Source organism: Vineibacter terrae, assembly GCF_008039615.1.
Classification (GTDB): Bacteria; Pseudomonadota; Alphaproteobacteria; order Reyranellales; family Reyranellaceae; genus Vineibacter; species Vineibacter terrae.
Genome location: NZ_VDUZ01000012.1, coordinates 119,359 through 137,994, shown reverse-complemented (window position 1 = coordinate 137,994; position 18,636 = coordinate 119,359). Strand labels below are relative to the sequence as shown.

The 18,636-nt window shown below is 69.0% G+C and carries 20 protein-coding genes; 5 read left to right on the top strand and 15 right to left on the bottom strand.

The window, feature by feature from the left end; all coding sequences use genetic code 11:
• Nucleotides 1–153: 153 nt before the first annotated feature.
• The 4 genes from FHP25_RS13080 to FHP25_RS13065 form a co-directional block, all read right to left on the bottom strand.
• Entirely contained in the window at nucleotides 154–1,200 is a 1,047-nt protein-coding gene (locus tag FHP25_RS13080) for an FAS1-like dehydratase domain-containing protein (protein WP_147847375.1), read from the bottom strand.
• Between the two features lie 247 nt (nucleotides 1,201–1,447).
• A complete protein-coding gene (locus tag FHP25_RS13075) occupies nucleotides 1,448–1,828 on the bottom strand; it encodes an Hcp family type VI secretion system effector (RefSeq protein WP_147847374.1) in 381 nt (126 codons plus the stop codon).
• Nucleotides 1,829–1,913: 85 nt separating this feature from the next.
• On the bottom strand, nucleotides 1,914–2,606 hold the full coding sequence (locus FHP25_RS13070) for a response regulator transcription factor (RefSeq protein ID WP_147847373.1): 693 nt from the start codon (nucleotides 2,604–2,606) through the stop codon (nucleotides 1,914–1,916).
• A 161-nt stretch (nucleotides 2,607–2,767) separates the two neighbouring features.
• On the bottom strand, nucleotides 2,768–3,643 hold the full coding sequence (locus FHP25_RS13065; protein ID WP_178133493.1) for an alpha/beta hydrolase: 876 nt from the start codon (nucleotides 3,641–3,643) through the stop codon (nucleotides 2,768–2,770).
• A 126-nt stretch (nucleotides 3,644–3,769) separates the two neighbouring features.
• Between FHP25_RS13065 and ribA the strand changes: the two genes are divergently transcribed.
• The 5 genes from ribA (at nucleotide 3,770) to FHP25_RS13040 (ending at nucleotide 10,116) form a co-directional block, all read left to right on the top strand.
• Nucleotides 3,770–4,954: a GTP cyclohydrolase II gene (ribA, locus tag FHP25_RS13060; RefSeq protein WP_147847371.1), complete on the top strand. Its 1,185-nt coding sequence runs from the start codon at nucleotides 3,770–3,772 to the stop codon at nucleotides 4,952–4,954.
• A gap of 249 nt (nucleotides 4,955–5,203) precedes the next feature.
• Complete coding sequence (locus FHP25_RS13055) at nucleotides 5,204–6,040, top strand: hypothetical protein (protein ID WP_147847370.1); 837 nt, start codon at nucleotides 5,204–5,206, stop codon at nucleotides 6,038–6,040.
• Between the two features lie 189 nt (nucleotides 6,041–6,229).
• Nucleotides 6,230–7,573, top strand: coding sequence for an amidase (locus FHP25_RS13050; RefSeq protein ID WP_147847369.1), 1,344 nt, complete (start codon nucleotides 6,230–6,232; stop codon nucleotides 7,571–7,573).
• A 156-nt stretch (nucleotides 7,574–7,729) separates the two neighbouring features.
• Complete coding sequence (locus tag FHP25_RS13045; RefSeq protein WP_147847368.1) at nucleotides 7,730–8,935, top strand: MFS transporter; 1,206 nt, start codon at nucleotides 7,730–7,732, stop codon at nucleotides 8,933–8,935.
• A gap of 446 nt (nucleotides 8,936–9,381) precedes the next feature.
• Nucleotides 9,382–10,116 carry a GntR family transcriptional regulator gene (locus FHP25_RS13040; RefSeq protein WP_178133492.1) on the top strand — a complete coding sequence of 245 codons (735 nt, stop codon included), beginning with the start codon at nucleotides 9,382–9,384 and terminating at the stop codon, nucleotides 10,114–10,116.
• 6 nt (nucleotides 10,117–10,122) lie between these two features.
• Here the strand turns inward: FHP25_RS13040 and FHP25_RS13035 are convergent, their stop codons facing one another.
• The 11 genes from FHP25_RS13035 to ccmA form a co-directional block, all read right to left on the bottom strand.
• Nucleotides 10,123–10,791 (bottom strand): MSMEG_1061 family FMN-dependent PPOX-type flavoprotein, encoded by a 669-nt coding sequence (locus FHP25_RS13035; RefSeq protein WP_147847366.1) that lies wholly within the window; start codon nucleotides 10,789–10,791, stop codon nucleotides 10,123–10,125.
• 287 nt (nucleotides 10,792–11,078) lie between these two features.
• Nucleotides 11,079–12,473: a c-type cytochrome biogenesis protein CcmI gene (gene ccmI / locus FHP25_RS13030; protein ID WP_147847365.1), complete on the bottom strand. Its 1,395-nt coding sequence runs from the start codon at nucleotides 12,471–12,473 to the stop codon at nucleotides 11,079–11,081.
• Nucleotides 12,470–12,925, bottom strand: coding sequence for a cytochrome c-type biogenesis protein (locus FHP25_RS13025; protein ID WP_147847364.1), 456 nt, complete (start codon nucleotides 12,923–12,925; stop codon nucleotides 12,470–12,472). Before FHP25_RS13025 ends, ccmI begins: the two co-directional genes overlap by 4 nt.
• A gap of 113 nt (nucleotides 12,926–13,038) precedes the next feature.
• Complete coding sequence (locus FHP25_RS13020) at nucleotides 13,039–13,575, bottom strand: DsbE family thiol:disulfide interchange protein (RefSeq protein WP_147847363.1); 537 nt, start codon at nucleotides 13,573–13,575, stop codon at nucleotides 13,039–13,041.
• A 3-nt stretch (nucleotides 13,576–13,578) separates the two neighbouring features.
• Complete coding sequence (locus FHP25_RS13015) at nucleotides 13,579–15,558, bottom strand: heme lyase CcmF/NrfE family subunit (RefSeq protein WP_147847362.1); 1,980 nt, start codon at nucleotides 15,556–15,558, stop codon at nucleotides 13,579–13,581.
• Nucleotides 15,555–15,710 (bottom strand): hypothetical protein, encoded by a 156-nt coding sequence (locus tag FHP25_RS40775; RefSeq protein ID WP_178133491.1) that lies wholly within the window; start codon nucleotides 15,708–15,710, stop codon nucleotides 15,555–15,557. The genes FHP25_RS13015 and FHP25_RS40775 overlap by 4 nt, the downstream gene beginning before the upstream one ends.
• 10 nt (nucleotides 15,711–15,720) lie before the next feature.
• Nucleotides 15,721–16,182, bottom strand: a complete 462-nt coding sequence (ccmE, locus tag FHP25_RS13010; protein WP_147847361.1) for a cytochrome c maturation protein CcmE — start codon at nucleotides 16,180–16,182, stop codon at nucleotides 15,721–15,723.
• Between the two features lie 14 nt (nucleotides 16,183–16,196).
• Nucleotides 16,197–16,367 (bottom strand): heme exporter protein CcmD, encoded by a 171-nt coding sequence (gene ccmD, locus FHP25_RS13005; protein ID WP_147847360.1) that lies wholly within the window; start codon nucleotides 16,365–16,367, stop codon nucleotides 16,197–16,199.
• 123 nt (nucleotides 16,368–16,490) lie between these two features.
• Nucleotides 16,491–17,219 carry a heme ABC transporter permease gene (locus FHP25_RS13000; protein WP_331461682.1) on the bottom strand — a complete coding sequence of 243 codons (729 nt, stop codon included), beginning with the start codon at nucleotides 17,217–17,219 and terminating at the stop codon, nucleotides 16,491–16,493.
• A 35-nt stretch (nucleotides 17,220–17,254) separates the two neighbouring features.
• Nucleotides 17,255–17,920: a heme exporter protein CcmB gene (gene ccmB / locus FHP25_RS12995; protein WP_147847359.1), complete on the bottom strand. Its 666-nt coding sequence runs from the start codon at nucleotides 17,918–17,920 to the stop codon at nucleotides 17,255–17,257.
• A gap of 25 nt (nucleotides 17,921–17,945) precedes the next feature.
• Nucleotides 17,946–18,605 carry a heme ABC exporter ATP-binding protein CcmA gene (gene ccmA / locus FHP25_RS12990; protein ID WP_147847358.1) on the bottom strand — a complete coding sequence of 220 codons (660 nt, stop codon included), beginning with the start codon at nucleotides 18,603–18,605 and terminating at the stop codon, nucleotides 17,946–17,948.
• Between the last annotated feature and the right edge of the window lie 31 nt (nucleotides 18,606–18,636).

Here is an 18,636-nt window from a genome sequence, read left to right as displayed (position 1 = left end):
TCTTTGTCGGCGCTGAATCCAACGTTTCCCTGTCATCCCGAGCGCAGCGAGGGATCTCCCGCGAATGGCGCACCATGCGTCTCTTGCAGGAGATCCCTCGCTGCGCTCGGGATGACAGACGTATCAGAGACCAGGGCTTCCGGACACCAGGCGCTAGACGTGGTAATGGAAGACCGTGAACTCCTGGCTACGGACCGGCTCGTTGCGCTGATTGTAGAGAAGCCGTTCCGTGGTGATGAAGTAGCCCTCTCCGAGCTTGGTCTTTTTGCGCTGGCTGCAGTTCTTCATCCTCAGCTGGGTATGCCCCGTGTCGCCGGGCCGCATCGGGATGAAGAAGCGACAGACAGCCTGCACGACGGCGATCTCGTCGCAACCTGGCGGTATGACGAGCGTGCCGCCTTCGGCCCACGCCTGACGCAGGGATTGCAGGAGGCCGATGCCCGTCATGCCCTTGCGCACCGCGTCAGGGACAGTCTCGCCAGGCTTCATGCAGCCGATGCCCAGCCCGGCCGACGAACCCGTTCCGAAAAACATCGAGGTGGGAGGCGCTATGATGCCGCCATGTGGACTCGATGCCGCGTATGCCTCGTCCCAGTAGAGCGGATTCCAATCCTCGAGCGCCTCGCACCAGAGGTGGATTTCCTCCTTCGTCAACGGCTGGGCCGGGTACGCGCCGCCAGCCCGTGATTTGCCCAGATATGGCCGCGCGAAGTCAGGGACGTCCGCGGGGCGAACGTCGTCCTCGCGGACGGGAGTCAACGGCAGGGCCTTGTCCCCCGAGCGCGACGGCAAGGCCATCGTGGCGGTTGCCGTCGCCGCATGGGCCGCGAGCGCGTGCCCGATATTGAGGTCGACAAGATCGACGAGGTAGGCGCCATCGGGTCCCCGGTAGCGCCGTCCGACGCGTCCGCTCACCGCCAGCATATCGTTGGTGCAGCTTTGCGTTCGCATGCTGAAGGTCAGGGATCGGATCTCCCCCGAGGGACCGCTCCAGTCGGTCAACAGCCGCCCGAACAGGCCGGCCACGTGCGGCGTGGAGATGAAGGCGTCCCTCGCGCCGGCCGCACGCGCGTAGTCGCCGTCGAAATGGACATAGTCATACAAGCCGGTCGCGCGAACGAACGCGACGAGGCGCAACAGGCTGAGCTCGTAGTCGAAGGACGGCAGCGGCTGCCCCTCCTCGACGTCCTCCCAGCACATGGTCGGTCGACTAATCTGACCCTCCTGTCATTGCAGGTTGCTACCAGCCGTCTTGTACGTGGACAGAGCACGTCGAACCGCCACGACGATGGCACCTCCTTTCAGTGAAAGGCCGCACCGATGTCAGTGGAAGCCAAAACTTGACGGCGGCATTGCACGCCGAAAAACAGGTCTGTCATCCCTCGCTGCGCTCGGGATGACAGTGAAAATGACGGCAGGCTCGGCCGGCAGCAGGTCCTTGTGAAGGTCAGCCGCCCTTGATCATCGCCCGTGTGGCGTTGAGCGTCAGCTCGATCAGCTGCGTCTTGAGCTTGTTCTCGCCGGCGCGGGCATAGTCGTTGACGTAGACGTCATGCAGGTCGATCGACTGCTGGATGACACCGCGATCCAGCACGTGCAGCTCGATGCGCGCGACCGGTTCGCCTGATGTGCGGAGCTTGTAGAATGGTGATGCGTGCTTGCCGCCGGCAATGGTGACGACGGCATCGACGTCGACACCTTCGCCGAACTTGATATTCTCGCCTCGGGTCCAGGTGAAATTCTCGACCTTGAACCAGCCGACATAGTCGCGCGGCTCGCGCGCATCACCTTCGAGACCGTCGACTTTCATGAATGTGGTTTCGGCCATGGCCCCCTCGTAGCCGCCTGCATGTCTCCCATCGGGACTTTACGCGCCCGTCGCGGCAGCAGGAAGCGCGCGACGGCGCCGGGCCCTAGGGCTGTAACCTGTACCCGCCCTTGTCCGTCACGAGAATCGCGGCGTTGGCGGGGTCCTTCTCGATCTTCTGGCGCAGCCGGTAGATGTGGGTCTCCAGCGTGTGCGTGGTGACGCCGGCGTTGTAGCCCCAGACCTCGCCCAGCAGCTGGTCGCGGCCGACGGCGCGGGTGCCGGCGCGGTAGAGGTACTTCAGGATCGAGGTTTCCTTCTCGGTCAGGCGCACCTTCTTCTTGCCGCCCTTCTCCAGCAGCATCTTGGCCGCCGGCTGGAACTCGTAGGGGCCGATCTGCAGGATGGCGTCCTCGCTGCGCTCGTGCTGGCGCAGATGGGCGCGCAGCCGGGCCAGCAGCACGTTGATGCGGAACGGCTTGGTGACATAGTCGTTGGCGCCGGAATCCAGGCCCAGGATGGTGTCGGCATCGGTATCGGCGCCGGTCAGCATCAGGATGGGCGCCCGCACGCCCTCGCGCCGCATCAGCTTGCAGATGTCGCGGCCATCGCCGTCGGGCAGCGCCACATCCAGCAGGATGGCGTCGAAGAGCTGCTTCTTCGCGATCTCCAGCCCCTCGGCCCCAGTCGCGGCCTGGATGGTGGCGAAGCCGTCATAGAGCTCGAGCTGCTCGACGAGCACCTCGCGCAACGAGGCGTCGTCGTCGATCAGGAGAATCTTCTTGCCTTTGGTTGTCATCTCTTGTCCCGATGCGGTCGCGGCGGATACGCCGCCGGCCGCGGCCTCGGATGCGGTTGGATGCGATTGCATGGCTTATACCATCGAGTGGGCACGTGCGGCCATGATGGCCCGGGCATGGCGTCGATGGTTCTCACGGCCGTTCACGGTCTGGTTAGGGTTCAGGCGCCCAGCAGGCCCTTGAGGTGCGACCACAGGGGACCGGCGGGGTCGAACAGGACATCCACGACGGAGAAATGGTTGTCGCCCGGGCTTTCGACAACCGCCCGCGGCGGCACGCCGGCCTGCGCCAGGGCAGCACCATAGTCACGGGTCTGACGCACCAGCTCCGGCAGCTCGGCGCCCCCGACGACCAGGACGGTGGGCGGCGCGCCGGGGCGGATATGGCGGATCGGGCTCAAGGCGGCCGCCTCGGCGACATCCATGCGGCAGGCGGCATTGAGATAGTTGAGCCGGATGGGCTCCAGGTCGTAGAGGCCGGACAGCGGCAGGGCGCCGGCCAGCGCCCCTGCCGGCAGGCCGCGCGCGGCCCAATCGGTATGCGCCAGGCTGGCGGCGATGTGGCCGCCGGCGGAGTGGCCTGCGACCACCAGCCGCGCCGGATCGAGGCCGATATCGCGGGCATGAAGGTGCAGCCAGCCGACCGCCTGCCGGACCTGCTCGAGCAGCACCGTCATGGTGACATCGGGGCACAGATCGTAGGTGGCGGCGATGTAGAGGGCGCCGGTGCCGGTGACGACGGGCGCCGGGAAGGAGTAGCTGTCCTTGTGGTTGCTCTGCCAGTATCCGCCATGGATGTAGAGCAGGGCCGGACGGCCCCCGGGCGGTGATGATCCGGCCGGCGTGAAGACGTCCAGACGCTGGCGCGGCGACGGCCCGTAGGCGATGTCGAGCCGGCACGGCACCCGGGTCCGCACGGTGGCGCTCGTGGCGGCCCAGCGGTCGACATAGGCTGCCTGGAAATCCGGCACCGCGTTGCGGTTGTTGTAGGCGGCATCGAGGCCGGCCTGGTCGAAATCCCGGTAGATCAGGGTCATGGAACCCGCCTCGGAATGTGGATGCGGCATTGAGCGACGCCGGCGGCCGGCCCGCAAGAGGCGAAAGCCTTCCATGAGCCGGTCGCCCATGACTTGGCCGCCGCCGCCGGGTAAAAGGACGCCACCATGCCCACACCCTCGTCCCGCCGCGGCGACATCCGAGCGGCCGACACCCTGTCCCACACGCCCCTGGCAGCCGTCGAACGCGCCATTGCCGAGCTGCGGCGCGGCGGCGCCGTGCTGATCCGAGATACGGATGGCTCCGCCGGACTGGCGGTCGCAGCCGAATCCTGCGGCGACGCCACCCTGGCGCAATTGCGGGGGCTGGCCAGCGACGCGCCGGTGCTGGTCACGACGCGGCGCCGGGCCGAAGCCGTCGGCATCGAGATCCCGCCCCATATCGCCCGCGGCATGGGCGGCGCCAACAAGCCGGTGACGCTCGACCTGCCGTCCGGCGTGCCGGTCGACGTGATCCTGCGGCCGACGGCCCCGGACCAGGCCGCCCATATCGCCACCCGGCACCTGTCGCGCCCCATCGCCAGCCATGCGCCCACCGTCGCCGAGGCCGCCATCGAGCTGGCCAAGCTGGCGCGGCTGATGCCGGCGGTGGTGATGGGACCGCTGGCCCGCGACCGGGCCCGGCCCTGGCGGGAATGGGCCGCAGCGCGCGACACGCTCTATGTCGATGCCGCCGATATCCGCGGCTATGAGAAGCTGGCGGCGTCCGAGCTGCGCCCGGTGGCCGATGCGCGCGTGCCGCTGGAGAATGCCGAGAACGCCCGCATCGTGGCCTGGCGTCCCGCCGACGGCGGCAAGGAGCACCTCGCCATCGTCATCGGCGAGATCGACCCGACGGCGCCGGTGCTGGTGCGGCTGCACTCGGAATGCTTCACCGGTGACCTGCTGGCCAGCCTGCGCTGCGACTGCGGCGAGCAGCTGCGCGGCGCCATCGCCGAGATCGCGCGCCACGGCTCGGGCGTGCTGCTGTACCTGGCGCAGGAAGGCCGCGGCATCGGGCTGGTCAACAAGCTGCGCGCCTACCAGCTCCAGGACGGCGGCTTCGACACGGTCGACGCCAACGAGCAGCTGGGCTTCGATGCCGACGAACGCCTCTACTGGCCGGCCGTCACCATCCTGCGCCAGATGGGCATCGCCAGGATCCGGCTGATGACCAACAACCCCGAGAAGATCGGTCAGCTGTCGTCCTACGGCATCGACGTTGTCGAACGCGTGCGCCACGTCTTCCCGGCCAACGGCCACAACGAGAAATACCTGCGCACCAAGGCCGAGAAGAGCGGGCATCTTTTCTAGTGCTGGGAATCGCAGGTCGCTAATACATCCGTCATCCCGAGCGCAGCGAGGGATCTCCCGCGTGGGACGCACAGTGCGCCACTCGCAGGAGATCCCTCGCTGCGCTCGGGATGACAGGTCTGCCGCGATTTTTGATACCAATGCGCAGTTTCCCTCTGGCGCACCGGACCGTATCCCGGTATACATGAGCATCTACTCATAATTAGCCGGCTGCCGCTGTTGGCAGCACCGAGGCGAGGGAGTCTGTCCATGGCCACGCGGCCGTTGAACATCCAGGATCCGTCGTTGCTGAACCACATGCGGCTGATGGATGCGCAAGTGTTCGCGCAGGCAGCGGCCTTGTACCGTGTCTACATCGCCGTGCGCCGCACCAACACCGCGGCGCTGCAGTACATCGGCAAGCCGCGCTACATCCCCAAGATGCTCGACTGCAAAGCCAAAACAGCCGACTTCGACGTGATCGTGAACGGCAAGCTCTACAAGACCGCCGGCCTGGTCGTCGATCCCACGATCGTGGGCAGCGGCGCCTACAAGGGCGGCAAGCATGTCAAGGCGCTGTCGGAATGGGAGAAGTTCCGCCCGCATCTCGGCCCCGCCGTTGCTGCCAACGGCCAGCCGCCGATGTACCTGCCGGCGCACCGTTCCTATCTCGTGCAGACCGACCCGTCGCACATCCATTACGGCTGTGTCATGCACTGCAAGAGCGGGCTGCGCACGGCCGGCCATTTCGTGCACGGCGACTACGACCTGTTCTCGGTGGTGCCCGTCGGCGACAAGGGCAGCAACGTGTTCGTCGAGGAAGAGCGCATGGGCGTGCCGCACGCGCGCGGCAAGGACCTGCTGGACGTGCAGACCTATATCAATGCCCATATCGGCTCGCCGATGGTCAGGCACGGCGAGCAGGAGCATTTCAGCGACAGCGCCGACGAGGAGATCGACGTCTTCTTCCCCGACGGCGTCACAGTGAAGAGCTACCTCGACGCCGCCGCGATCCGCGAGCTCTATGCGCAGGAGTTCGCCGGCCGCACGCTGCACAAGGCCGGCACGCAGACGACCTCGGCTGGCGGCTTGTGGAAGCGGGGATAGGGAATCCGCTCCCTGCTTCTACGGCATTCACCCATCTTCACCGTCATCCCGAGCGCCAGCGAGGGATAACGGTTCTATTGGGACGCAAGCTCTCTGAGACTGGATGTGTGAATGCCGTAGCTCCCCGCTTCGCGGGGAGAGGGGGTTGCGCTACGGTCAGGCTCTGTTCGCTCAACGAGAGGGCTATCCGTGACCCGTCCGACCATCGCCGCCCTTGCCGCCGACCTCGCGGCCGGCCGCACCACCAGCCGCGCGCTTGTCGAGCAGGCGCTGGCCCGCATCGAGGATCCCGCCGGCGAAGGCGCCCGGACCTTCATCAAGGTCTATCGCCAGCAAGCCCTGGCGGCGGCGGACGCCAGCGATGCCATGCGCAAGGCCGGGCTCGTGCCCTCGCCGCTGGCCGGCCTGCCGGTGTCGATCAAGAACCTGTGCGACGTGGCCGGCGAGACCACGCTGTCGGGGTCGAAGGCCCTGGCCGATGCGCCGCCTGCCGCCGCCGACGCGCCGGTGGTGGCACGCCTGCGGGCGGCCGGCGCGGTGATCGTCGGCAGCACCAACATGAGCGAGTTCGCCTTCTCGGGCGTCGGCTACAACCCGCACTACGGCACGCCGGGCAACCCTGCCGATCGCACCCGCGTGCCCGGCGGCTCGTCGTCGGGCGCTGCCGTCTCGGTCGCCGACGGCATGGCGGTGGCGGCGCTGGGCACCGACACCGGCGGCTCGGTGCGCATCCCCTCGGCCGTGTGCGGATTGGTCGGCTTCAAGCCCACGGCGCGCCGGGTGCCGATCGACGGCGTGGTGCCACTGTCGACCTCGCTCGACTCGATCGGGCCGCTGGCCAGCTCGGTCGCCTGCTGCGCTGTCGTCGACGCCGTGTTCGCGGCGCAACCGATCGCGGTGCCCGAACCGGCGCGCCTGGACGCGCTGAGCTTCGCCGTGCCCAGGCACTACGTGATGAGCGACCTGGATGCCACGGTGTCGGCTGCGTTCAGCCGCGCCCTGACGGTGCTGGCCGCAGCCGGCGTGCGCATTGTCGAGATCGACCTGTTCATGCTCGACGAGCTGCCGGCGATCAACGCCAAAGGCGGCTTCGCGGCGTCGGAGGCATATGCCTGGCACAAGGACCTGATCGCGCGGCACGAGGCCCTCTATGATCCCATCATCGCCCCGCGCATCAAGCGCGGCGCGCAGATGAGCGCCGCCGACTACATCGAGCTGCTGGGCCGCCGTGCCGACCTGCAGCGGCGCGTATCGGCGGTCACGGCTGATTTCGATGCCGTCGTGATGCCGACCTGCCCGATCGTGGCGCCCCGGATCGCCGACATCGGCGACCCCGACGGCTTCACCCGCAACAACCTGCTGCTGCTGCGCAACTGCACCGTCGGCAACTTCCTGGACCGCTGCGCCGTGTCGATCCCCTGCCAACGGCCGGACGAGCTGCCTGTCGGGTTCATGGTGATGGGCGAGACCATGAGCGACCGGCGCACGCTGTCGATCGGGCGCGCGGTGGAAGCGGTGCTGCGCGCCGGCTGAGGCCGGCGCCGCCGCAGCCGATCCGGCACGACCACGCGCGACGCAATGACTCTTTAGCAACCGAGAGTGGACAATTCCGCGCTCGACAACATGTCGGGCGAGCCAGCAGGATGGCCGCAAAAGACCCTGCCGGACCGGGAGGGACGAGGAAACGCCATGCCCGACACGGACCACCGGTCCAATCCATGGCCGCTCTTGATTGCCGCCTGCGCGATCCTGGCGATCGCGCTCGGCATCCGTCACAGCTTCGGCATCTACCTGGCGCCGATGTCGCACGACAACGGCTGGGGCCGCGAGGTGTTCGCTTTCGCCATCGCGTTGCAGAACCTGGTCTGGGGCGCGGCGCAGCCCTTCGCCGGGCGCATCGCGGACCGCTATGGCGCCGGCCGCGCGGTGGCGCTGGGCAGCGTGTTCTACGTCGCCGGCCTTGTCGGCATGGCGACCATCTCGTCGGCCAGCGGCTTCATCCTCGTCAGCGGCCTGCTGCTCGGGATCGGGCTGGCCGGCGCGTCGTTCGCCGTCGTGTTCGGCGCCGTGGGCCGTGTCGTGGCCGCCGAGAAGCGCAGCATGGCGCTGGGCATCGCCGGCGCCGTCGGCTCGTTCGGCCAGTTCGTCATGCTGCCGCTGGGGCAGTCGGTGATGGAGGCTTTCGGCTGGTCGATGGCGCTGCTGCTGCTGGCGCTGCTGGCTGCCGCCATGCTGCCGCTGTCCCTGGGCGTGTCCGAGAAGGACACCACGCCGCCGGCCGGCACCGAGATGTCGGCCGCCGACGCGCTGCGCGAGGCCGCGCGCCACAGCGGCTTCTGGCTGCTGTCGCTGGGCTTCTTCGTCTGCGGCTTCCAGGTGGTGTTCATCGGCACCCACCTGCCGGCTTTCCTGGTCGACCAGGGGCTTTCCGGCGGCACCGGCGCCGCGGTGCTGGCGCTGGTCGGCCTGTTCAACGTCGTCGGCTCGTTCCTGGCCGGCATGCTGGGCGCGCGCATGCGCAAGGGCTGGCTGCTATCGGCGATCTATGTCGGCCGCGCCATTGCCATCGCGCTGTTCGTGTTCCTCCCGATCACGACCGCATCGGCCTGGGCGTTCGGCATCGCCATGGGCTTCTTCTGGCTGAGCACCGTCCCCGTGACCAACGCCATGGTGGCCGGCATCTTCGGCGTGCGCAACATGTCGATGCTCACCGGCATCGTGTTCTTCTGCCACCAGATCGGCGCGTTCCTCGGCGGCTGGCTGGGCGGCTACGTCTACGACCGTCTTGGCTCCTATGACCTGGTGTGGCTGATCGCCATCGTGCTCAGCGTCGCCGCCGCGCTGCTCAACCTGCCCGTCAAGGAGGAGCTTGTCGCGCGCCTGCGACCGGCGTGACGTGATGCGTGCCTGGCTTCACATCGCATCGTTGGCACGATCACGGCGTGTGGTCCGGAGCCATTTCGACCGATTTTCCGGCGCTGCACCCGTGAAAGTGGCATTGGGGGCGCCCACCGCGAAGCCGGCTGCATCGACATGCGGCATGTTGACCCGTCGACTTTCGCCTCTGGGTCAGAGGGATACATGGCGCTGTGCGCACATTGATTCCACCCTGTGGAACCCGCTGTCACATGATATCGTGAAGCTTGCGTCTCACCAGCGGTTCGCGTCCGCCATCAGCCGTCCGTGTCCTTGCTGCAGGTCAAAGGGAGCGACAAGACGCGGTCTATTATGACGGTTGTGCTGGTGATTTCGATCTTCGCGGCCACGCTGAACGGGGTTATGCTACCTCTCGACCAGCGGTTGCATATGCGTTCGTGAGTGGACCGCTGGCAGGGGGTTGCGTGCGCAATAGAAGTCGGCGTCCAGGGGTACCGCTCTACCACATCATCTGTCTCGTGCTGCGTGACGGAATAGATTCGGGTCGCTACAAGCCCGGCGTCGCGCTGCCGACCGAAGACGAGCTCGCGCGCGATTATCGCGTCTCGCGCGTCACCGTGCGGCGCGCGCTCAGCGAGCTGGCCGCCGCGGGCCTGATCGAGCGGCGGCAGGGCAGCGGCACCTTCGTGCGAGCCCGGCCGGCGGCCGACGGAAAGCAGCTGGGCCTGATCGCCAGCTCGATCAGCCAGATCGACGCGCTGTCGGAGCGATCGACCCAACGCATCATCGAGTTCGAGTACATCGACACACCATCGGAAATCGGCGCGGCCTTCGGCCGGCAGGCCAGCGAGCGCATGCAGCGGGCCGTGCGCCTGCGCGAAGCCAACGGCGAGGCGCTGATGTACATCACCAGCTGGACGCCGGAAAAGCTGGGCCGCGCCTACGATTCTGCCGACATGGAGCGCGAGAGCCTCAACCAGCTTCTGGCACGCTCGGGCGTGCGGCCGACCTCGGGCGACCAGATCGTGTCGGTGACCATCGCCGATCCCGCCGTCGCGCGCCTGATGCGGCTGGAGGTCGGCGCACCGATGCTGAAAGTCGTGCGCATCATGCGCGACCATCGCCGCCGCACCGTGCAGTACATCGAAATGCTGGTGCGTGCCGACCGCTACACCATCCGCATGAAGCTGGGCACGTAAGGCATCTCAGTTCGTCGGCGCCCACAAGGTCTCGCGGTACGCCTTCTCGATCCGGTCCTCGGCTTGCCGGGCGGCCTCCTCGGACAGACCGACCTGGTCACGGATCATGCCGGCCAGCGACGGCAGCGAACGACGGTCGATCTGCGTCGCCGGATCCCACAGCTTCGAGCGCCTGAAGGCCTTGGCGCAGTGCAGATAGGCCTCGCGCACTTCCACGACGATGGCGCATTTCGGCGCCCTGCCCTCGACAGCCATCGACTCGAGCAGCGCCGCATCGACGCTGAGCCGCCCGATGCCGTTGACGCGCGCCGTCTCGTCCATGCCGGGCAGCAGGAAGACCAGCCCGATCTGCGAGTTGACCAGCAGGTTCTTCAGCGTATCGAGCCGGTTGTTGCCGGGCCGGTCGGGGATGGCGACCGTATGCTCGCCGAACACCTTGAACGAGCCCGGCGGATCGCCACGCGGCGTCACGTCCTGGCGGCCATCGGCGTCGGCGGTGGCAACACAGCAGAATGGCGACATCTCGATGTAGCGCCGCAGATGCCGGTCGATGCGGCCGATATCCTTGGCCACGGCCATCGGGCTGGGCTTGGCATAGCTCGCCACCAGGGCGCGGGCGGCGTCGGCGTCAAGCACGGCGGGGCCGGCGGCTGCCGGCGTCAGGCTGTCGGGCATCACATGCCTCCATTCGGGGCCGCGATGCTAGCAACGACCCGGCCGGGATGCATCCTGTTCCTCAGCAAAACATCAGGCCAATCAATGGAATGACCGGCCGGTCTGGTGCGCGAAACCGGGGCCAGGATCGAGCAGCGTCCCCTCTCCCGTTTACGGGAGAGGGAGGGGCCCGTGGCGCGCAGCGCCATGGGAGGGTGAGGGTCCAAGGACGAGATGCCGAGTGTGCAGGCCCTCACCCGGCGTTCGCTACGCGACCGCCGACCTCTCGCGCTTGCGGGAGAGGTAAATCACTTCCCCTCCAGCGCCTGCAGGCGCTTCTCGATGGCGGCCCGTGCCGGCGCCTCGGCCGGCATCAGGTCGCGCAGGCGGCGCAGGCGCGCGATGGCGCCGGGACGGTCGCCGGCTGCCTCGTCGGCCTGGGCGAGGAAGAAAAGCGCCAGCCCGTTGTCGGGCCGCACCTTCTCCAGGCGCTTCAGCACGGCGATCGTCTCGGGCGACAGCGGCTTGGTGCCGACCTCGTCGAGGCGCAGCCGCACCTCGGCCCAGGCCGCCAGGATCTCGGGATCGTCGGGCTTGAGCTTGTCGGCCGCGGCATAGGCTTCGGCCGCCTTGCCGTGCTCGCCCAGCACGGCCCGCGCCCGCGCCAGGCGCCGCCAGCCCTCGACATCGTCCGGCGCCTCCTTCAGGCGCTCCGCCAGACGATCGACCATGGCCCTGATCTGCTGCTCGCGCTGCTCCGGCGGCAGCTGCTCCAGGCGCTTCACGTCATCGGCCGACGGTTGCGGCATGCCGGCATCGCGCGGCTTGCGCTCCTTGCGGTCAGGCCGGATGCTCTTGGGGTCGATGCCTGCCTGCCGCGACACGCGCTCGATCTCGCGCGCCAGCGTCTCCAGCCATGGCGCGCCGTCGGGCGAGTCAGCCTCGAGGTCAAGCCAGCGGCGCAGCGCCGATGCCGGATCGCCCCCCTGGGCATCGGCGAGGCCGAGATAGAACCGCGCGCCTGCGCTCCTGGGATCGCGCTCCAGGGCCGCGGCGAACAGCGCCCGCGCCGGCTGGGTCACCACGCCGTCCGACTCGAAGGTGAGCGCCTCGCCCAGCGCCGACAGCACGTCGGCACGATCCGGCGCCGCCTGCTGCGCGGCACGGAATGACTCGACGGCGTCCGCCACCCGACCGACCGCGAGCTGCGCCCGGCCCAGCGCCAGGCGGGCCTCGACATCCTTGGGGTCCTTCTCGACGCGCTCGCGCAGGCGGCGCACCATCTCCATCGGCCCGGCATCGGCAACGCTGGGCGCCGGCGGCTTGGGCCGCTCGGCGAAAGGCTGCGCCGGTAGCTCGGGCCGGCCGGTCTGGAAATAGATCCCCAGCGCCGCCACCGGCACGAGGATGGCGATGGCCGTCGGCAGGAAGCGCCGCCGCGGCGGCACCGGCATCGTCGCCGCGTCATCGGCCCCGGCGGCCGCCAGGATGCGACGCTCGATCTCCGTCGACGCCGCCTTGGCCTCGTCGCCGCTCAGGCGCCCGGCGAGCCGATCGCGCTCGACCTCGGCCAGCTGGTCCTTATAGATCGCCAGATCGTGGTCCAGCCGGCGCGTCGCGTCGAAGCGGCGGCGCAGCAGCGGCAGCAGCAATGCGGCAATCACCAGCGCCGTGATCACGGCGAGCGCGAAAGGCAGCGTCATCGCCGCGCCTCGCGATCCTCACCGAGCAGCGCCTCCAGGCGCGCCCGCTCCTCGGACGACAGATCGGGCGCGCCACCCGCCGGCTTCGTCGCGGCACGCCGCAGGCCGCGCCACAGGAGGAACGCCGCCAGCAGCAGCGCCAGCGGCGCGCCCAGCCACATCAGCCCGGTGCGGATGTCGAACGGCGGCTTGAGCAGCACGAAATCGCCGTAGCGGGCGCGCAGGAAAGCCACGACCTGGGCATCGCTGTCGCCCTGCGTGATGCGCTCGCGGATGGCGCGCCGCATGTCGTGCGCGATCTCCGCGTTGGAGTCGTCGATCGACTGGTTCTGGCAGACGACGCAGCGCACCTCGGCCGAGATCGCCCGCGCGCGCGCCTCCAGCGCCGGGTCGGCAAGCATCTCGCCCGGGTCGACGGCATGTGCCGCCATGCTGACGATGATCATGAGCATTGCGAGCGCATTGGGTCGGGCCGCGCCGCTCCAGCGGCGCTCATGCGTACCTTCACGACAAGATGAAGAGCGCCGCTGGAGCGGCGCGGCCCGACCGGCGTCGCGCTCCCGGCTCACCTCGACAGCTCCTTGACCAGCGGCAGGATGGTCTTGTTGACGTCGTCGGGCATCAGCGGGCGGCGCAGGTGCAGGCGCACCGTGCCGGTCCTGTCGATCACGAAGGTCTCCGGCACGCCGCTGATGCCGAACTCGACACCGGCGCGCCCCTCGGGGTCGGCGCCGATCCGCTCGTAGGGATCGCCCAGGCGGGCAAGCCAGGCTTTGGCCTCCTCGGGCTTGTTGCGATAATTGATGCCGTGCAGGCGCACGCCCTCGCTCTTCAGCCGCAGGAACAACGGGTGCTCGGCAAGGCACGGCGCGCACCACGAGGCGAAGAAGTTCACCACCGTGACCTTGCCCTGCCAGTCGGCGCCGGTGAGGCGCGCGCCGCCGTCATGCAGCGGCGCCAGGTCGATCGCCGGCGCCTTGTGGCCGACCAGCGGCGCACCGATATCGGTGGGATTGCGGCTCTGGGTCAGGGCATAGGCGAAGAAGCCGGCCATGATGACAAGCATCACCAGCGGCAGGACGTAGAGCCAGCGATTGGACACGACTTACTCCGCCGGCTGAGGCGCGGCCGCCCGGGTGCGCCGCGGCGCGCCTACCCGCAAGCGGCGGTCGGTCAGCGATATGAAGCCACCGAGGGCCGCCAGGGCCGCGCCGAGCCAGATCCAGGGCGCCAGCGGATTGTGGTAGAGCCGCACGGTCCAGCTGCCCTTGCCGTCCGACTCGCCGATGGTGGCGTAGAGATCGGCCAGCGGGCTGGTGCGGATCGCAGCCTCGGTCGTGACCCGCCGCTGCACGGCGAACAGCCGCCGTTCCGGCTGCAGGATCGCGGCGACGGCGCCATCGCGGCGATAGACAAGGCGGGCGCGCTCGGCGACGTAGTTCGGGCCGCGCACGTCCTGCACGCTGTCCAACGTCACCTCGTAGCCGGCATGAGCCACCGATGCGCCCGGCTTCAGCATGACGATGGTCTCGGTCTGCCATACCGACACGCCGGTGATGCCCAGCACGGTCAGCCCCAGCGCGGCATGCGCGATCGTCATGCCGATGGCCGCCCGCGGCAGCCCGACCAGCCGACGCAGCGAGTCGCCCGGCGGCACGCCGAACAGCTGGATGCGCCGCGCCAGCTCCCGCAGCGCGCCCAGCACCAGCCAGACCGCGACGGCGATGCCGCAGGCCGCCAGCACGACCGAGCGATGGGCGATGAACAGCGTGACGATGCCCGCCGCCACGGCCACGACCCCGACGGCCACGAGCTGGCGCAGCGCCATGCGCAGATCACCGCGCTTCCAGGCCAGGAACGGCCCGATCGGCACGGCGATCAGCAGCGGCAGGGACAATGGAATGAAGGTGGCGACATAGAAGGGCGGGCCGACCGACACCTTGCCGGCATCGAGCGCATCCAGCACCAGCGGGAAGAGCGTGCCGAGGAACACCGTCAGGGTCAGCGTCGCCAGCAGCAGGTTGTTGAAGACCAGGCCGCCTTCGCGGCTGACCGGGGCGAACAGGCCGCCGCCCGCCAGCTTCGGCGCACGCCAGGCGTAGAGCCCCAGCCCGCCGCCGACCACGACGATCAGGAACCCCAGGATATAGAGGCCGCGCGCCGGATCCTGCGCGAAGGCATGCACCGAGGTGAGCACGCCGGAGCGCACCAGGAACGTGCCCAGAAGCGACAGCGAGAAGGCCAGGATCGCCAGCAGCAGGGTCCAGCTCTTCAGCGCATCGCGCTTCTCGGTGACGATGGCGGAGTGCAGCAGCGCCGTGCCCAGCAGCCACGGCATGAACGAGGCGTTCTCGACCGGATCCCAGAACCAGAAGCCGCCCCAGCCCAGCTCGTAGTAGGCCCACCACGAGCCCAGCGCGATGCCCAGCGTCAGGAAGCACCAGGAGGCCAGCGTCCAGGGCCGCACCCAGCGCGCCCATGCGGCATCGACACGGCCTTCGATCAGGGCCGCGATGGCGAAGCTGAAGGTGATGGAGAAGCCGACATAGCCGAGATAGAGCAGCGGCGGGTGGAAGGCGAGGCCGGGATCCTGCAGCAACGGATTGAGGTCGTCGCCATTGAGCGGCGCCGGATCGAGGCGCTCGAACGGATTGGACGTGAACAGGATGAAGGCGAGGAAGCCGACGCCGATCAGGCCCTGGATGCCCAGCACGCGGGCGCGCAGGCTCGGCGGCAGGTTGCTGCCGAAGGCGGCCACGCCGGCGCCGAACACCGCCAGGATCAGCACCCACAGCAGCATCGAGCCTTCGTGGTTCCCCCACGTGCCGGTGATCTTGTAGAGCAGCGGCTTGGCCGTGTGGCTGTTGCGCACCACGTTGGCGACCGAGAAATCCGACGTGACGTAGGCCTGCACCAGCGCAAGGAAGGCGACGGCGATCAGCGCCACCTGCGCCAGCGCCGCGGTGCGGCCCAATTCCATCATGCCGGGATCGCCGCGGCGCGCGCCCAGCAGCGGCAGCGTGCCCTGGGCCACCGCGACGCACAGCGCCAGCACCAGCGCGTAGTGGCCGAGCTCGGGACTCATGCCAGCGCCCCTTGCATGCGCCCCGCGTCAATGGAGCCTTCATGGTGAGCTTGTCGAACCATGAAGGCTTCCGCACGAACGGCGGAGCAGCCCGCTTCATGGTTCGACAAGCTCACCATGAAGCGGTCAATCTCAATGGCCGTTAGTGTCATGGCGTCGCTCTCATTTCGTGTTGCCGGGAACCGGCTCGCCCTCTTTCCATCGCCCGGCCTTCTTCAGCGCGTCGGCAACTTCCGGCGGCATGTAGTTCTCATCGTGCTTGGCGAGGACCTCGCGGGCCGCGAAGACGCCATCGGCGCGCAGCGTTCCCAGCGCCACGATGCCCTGCCCTTCGCGGAACAGGTCCGGCAGCTGGCCGCGGTAGCTCACCTTCAGCGTATGGCTGGTGTCGGTGACGTCGAACGTGGTGGTCAGGCCGTCCGCGCTCTTGACGACGCTGCCCGGCGCCACCAGGCCGCCGATCCGCAGGCTCTTCTCGGCCGGCGGCGGCTTGGCGGCGATCTCGGTGGGCGAGTAGAAGAAGACCAGACTGTCGTTGAGGGCCACCAGCACGAGCCCGACAGCGACCGCGAACGCACCCAGCGATCCCAGCAGCAGCCACAGGCGTTTGCGCTTGCGTGTCATAGCGGAACCGGCGGTCAGCGACGCTCGCGGGCGCGGCGATCCAGCCCGCGGTCCTGCAGCTCGCGCTGCACCTTGGCGCGGGCACGCAGCGACCAGATCAGCAGGCCGCCGAGCGCCGCCACGGCAATACCGTAGGCCGGCCAGATATATGCGCCATGGCCGCCCATCGACAGGAACCCGCCCATGCCCGAACCTCCGGCCACCTATATAGGCTGCGGCCGACCGCCTGTCGCGGCGACGAATCGCGCCAAGCTGTCCCTGTTGCTGCTGCAGCGCAACCGCAGGGCTCCGGCATTCTGCGGCCAGCCTCAGCGGCCGGTCAGCGCCGCCGTCTCGAGGCGGCGGCGCCCGATCTCGGTCTCGGTGCGCAGCAGCACCAGGAAGACCAGCAGCGCCAGATAGGCGGCCGCCATCACCAGCAATGGCGTGAGGATCGACGGATGGATCGCAGGCCCGTCGAGCTTCATGACCGAAGCCGGCTGGTGCAGCGTGTTCCACCAGTCGACCGAGAACTTGATCACCGGCAGGTTCACCACGCCCACCAGCGCCAGCACGGCGGCGGCGCGATCGCCGCGCTCGGAGTCGTCGAAAGCACGGCTGAGCGCGATATGGCCGAGATAGAGGAAGAACAGCAGCAGCATCGAAGTGAGCCGCGCATCCCAGACCCACCACGTGCCCCACATCGGCCGGCCCCAGAACGAGCCGCTGACCAGGCAGACCAGGGCATAGGCGGCACCCACCGGCGCCACCGCCCGGGCCATCAGCGCCGCCAGCGGATGGCGCCAGACCAGCAAGGCGGCGCCCAGGCCGGCCAGCAGGGCATAGGCCGCCATCGACCACCATGCTGCCGGCACATGGACGAACATGATGCGCACCGTCTCGCCCTGCTGGTAGTCGGGCGGCGCGACGAGCAGCGCCATATAGAGGCCGCTCGCCCAGAGCAGCGCCGTAAGCGCCCCCAGCCACGGCAGGATGCGCGCGGAAAAGCGCTGGAACCGCGCCGGGTTGGCGAGGAAGTGGATCGACGGCATGGCCATGGCGCCGCTTCTATTCCCGGTTCTGCACGGCCTGTCTACTCCACCGCCTGACGCAGGGCCGCCGCCATGGCCCAGGGCGTGATCGCCAGCGTCCCGGCCAGGAAGGCGCCCAGCAGCGCAAAATGCGCCAGCACACCATCGCCACCCTTCAACGCCTCCACCGCGCCGACGCCGAAGATCAGCACCGGCACCGCCAGCGGCAGCACCAGCAGCGACAGCAGGGCGCCGCCGCGACGGGCGCCCAGGGTCAAAGCCGCCCCCAGCCCGCCCAGCAGCGACAGGCTCGGCGCGCCCAGCAGCAGCGATGCGGTGAGGGTGGCGATGGATGCTGCATCCAGACCGAACAATAGCCCCAGCGCTGGTGACAGAACCGCCAGCGGCAGGCCAGTCACGATCCAGTGTGCCAGGCATTTGGCCAGCGCCGTCAGCTCCAGGGGCAACGGCGCCAGCGCCAGCTGCTCCAGCGTGCCATCGGCGAAATCGTCGGCGAAGAGGCGGTCCAGCGACAGCATGGCCGCGAACAGGGCCGCGACCCACAGCACGCCCGGCGCGATACGGGCCAGGGTCTCCAATGCCGGCCCGACGCCGAGCGGGAACAGGCTCGCCGCCAGCACGAAGAACGCCAGCACCACGGCGGCATCGCCCGGCCGCCGCCAGGCCAGCCGCAGGTCGCGTCCCACCAGGGCCATGAAGCGGCTCATGGCGCGCTGCCCTCCCGGCCGCCGCTCATGCCCATGCCTCCAGGCTGACGGTGCCGTCGGGCGTGAAGGCGCCGACATCGAGCGCCAGCGCACCGGGCAGCACGATGTCGCCATGCGTCGCGATGACCGCGATGCCGCCGGCCGCCAGGTGATCCGTGATGGCCGCATGCAGGGACTGGCGCGACGCCTCGTCCAGCGCCGCGGCCGGCTCGTCGAGCAGCCAGACGGTCGCGGCGCTCAGCGCGACACGGGCAAGCGCGACGCGGCGATGCTGGCCGGCCGAGAGGTAGCGGCCCGGCCGATCGAGCAGCGGCACCAGATCGAAGCGCGCCAGCACGCCGTCCCACAGGGCGCGCGACGGCGGACCGCCGGCGCACAGCCACTGCGCCGCTTCCAGGGTCTCGCGCACGGTCAGGTCGCCCTTGACCGCGTCGGCATGGCCCAGCCACGCCAGGCGGGCGCGCCAGGCTTCGGCGTCCTCACGCACGGGCTTGCCATCCCAGGCGATTTCGCCACGCTGCGCCGGCGTCAGCAGCGCCAGAACCCGCAGCAGGGTGGATTTGCCGGCCCCGTTGCGCCCGGTGAGCAGCAGCGCCCGGCCGGCGGCCACCTCGAAGCCGAGATCATGGAACACAAGCCGTCCGCCACGGCGGCAGGCAAGCGATTGTGCAGACAGAAGGGACATCGGGCCGGGCGCAGTGAACGACGAGGCCCAT

What these genes read in the sequence shown, in the direction of transcription:
- ccmD (WP_147847360.1), bottom strand. Translation starts at nt 16,367, where the DNA reads ATGGGCGGGTTCCTGTCGATGGGCGGCCATGGCGCATATATCTGGCCG.
- FHP25_RS13075 (WP_147847374.1), bottom strand. Translation starts at nt 1,828, where the DNA reads ATGGCCGAAACCACATTCATGAAAGTCGACGGTCTCGAAGGTGATGCG.
- FHP25_RS13035 (WP_147847366.1), bottom strand. Translation starts at nt 10,791, where the DNA reads ATGCCCGACAGCCTGACGCCGGCAGCCGCCGGCCCCGCCGTGCTTGAC.
- FHP25_RS13025 (WP_147847364.1), bottom strand. Translation starts at nt 12,925, where the DNA reads ATGCTCATGATCATCGTCAGCATGGCGGCACATGCCGTCGACCCGGGC.
- FHP25_RS13065 (WP_178133493.1), bottom strand. Translation starts at nt 3,643, where the DNA reads ATGACCCTGATCTACCGGGATTTCGACCAGGCCGGCCTCGATGCCGCC.
- ccmA (WP_147847358.1), bottom strand. Translation starts at nt 18,605, where the DNA reads ATGTCCCTTCTGTCTGCACAATCGCTTGCCTGCCGCCGTGGCGGACGG.
- ccmI (WP_147847365.1), bottom strand. Translation starts at nt 12,473, where the DNA reads ATGACGCTGCCTTTCGCGCTCGCCGTGATCACGGCGCTGGTGATTGCC.
- ribA (WP_147847371.1), top strand. Translation starts at nt 3,770, where the DNA reads ATGCCCACACCCTCGTCCCGCCGCGGCGACATCCGAGCGGCCGACACC.
- FHP25_RS13080 (WP_147847375.1), bottom strand. Translation starts at nt 1,200, where the DNA reads ATGTGCTGGGAGGACGTCGAGGAGGGGCAGCCGCTGCCGTCCTTCGAC.
- FHP25_RS13015 (WP_147847362.1), bottom strand. Translation starts at nt 15,558, where the DNA reads ATGAGTCCCGAGCTCGGCCACTACGCGCTGGTGCTGGCGCTGTGCGTC.
- FHP25_RS13045 (WP_147847368.1), top strand. Translation starts at nt 7,730, where the DNA reads ATGCCCGACACGGACCACCGGTCCAATCCATGGCCGCTCTTGATTGCC.
- FHP25_RS40775 (WP_178133491.1), bottom strand. Translation starts at nt 15,710, where the DNA reads ATGACACTAACGGCCATTGAGATTGACCGCTTCATGGTGAGCTTGTCG.
- ccmB (WP_147847359.1), bottom strand. Translation starts at nt 17,920, where the DNA reads ATGAGCCGCTTCATGGCCCTGGTGGGACGCGACCTGCGGCTGGCCTGG.
- FHP25_RS13055 (WP_147847370.1), top strand. Translation starts at nt 5,204, where the DNA reads ATGGCCACGCGGCCGTTGAACATCCAGGATCCGTCGTTGCTGAACCAC.
- FHP25_RS13000 (WP_331461682.1), bottom strand. Translation starts at nt 17,219, where the DNA reads ATGGCCATGCCGTCGATCCACTTCCTCGCCAACCCGGCGCGGTTCCAG.
- ccmE (WP_147847361.1), bottom strand. Translation starts at nt 16,182, where the DNA reads ATGACACGCAAGCGCAAACGCCTGTGGCTGCTGCTGGGATCGCTGGGT.
- FHP25_RS13070 (WP_147847373.1), bottom strand. Translation starts at nt 2,606, where the DNA reads ATGACAACCAAAGGCAAGAAGATTCTCCTGATCGACGACGACGCCTCG.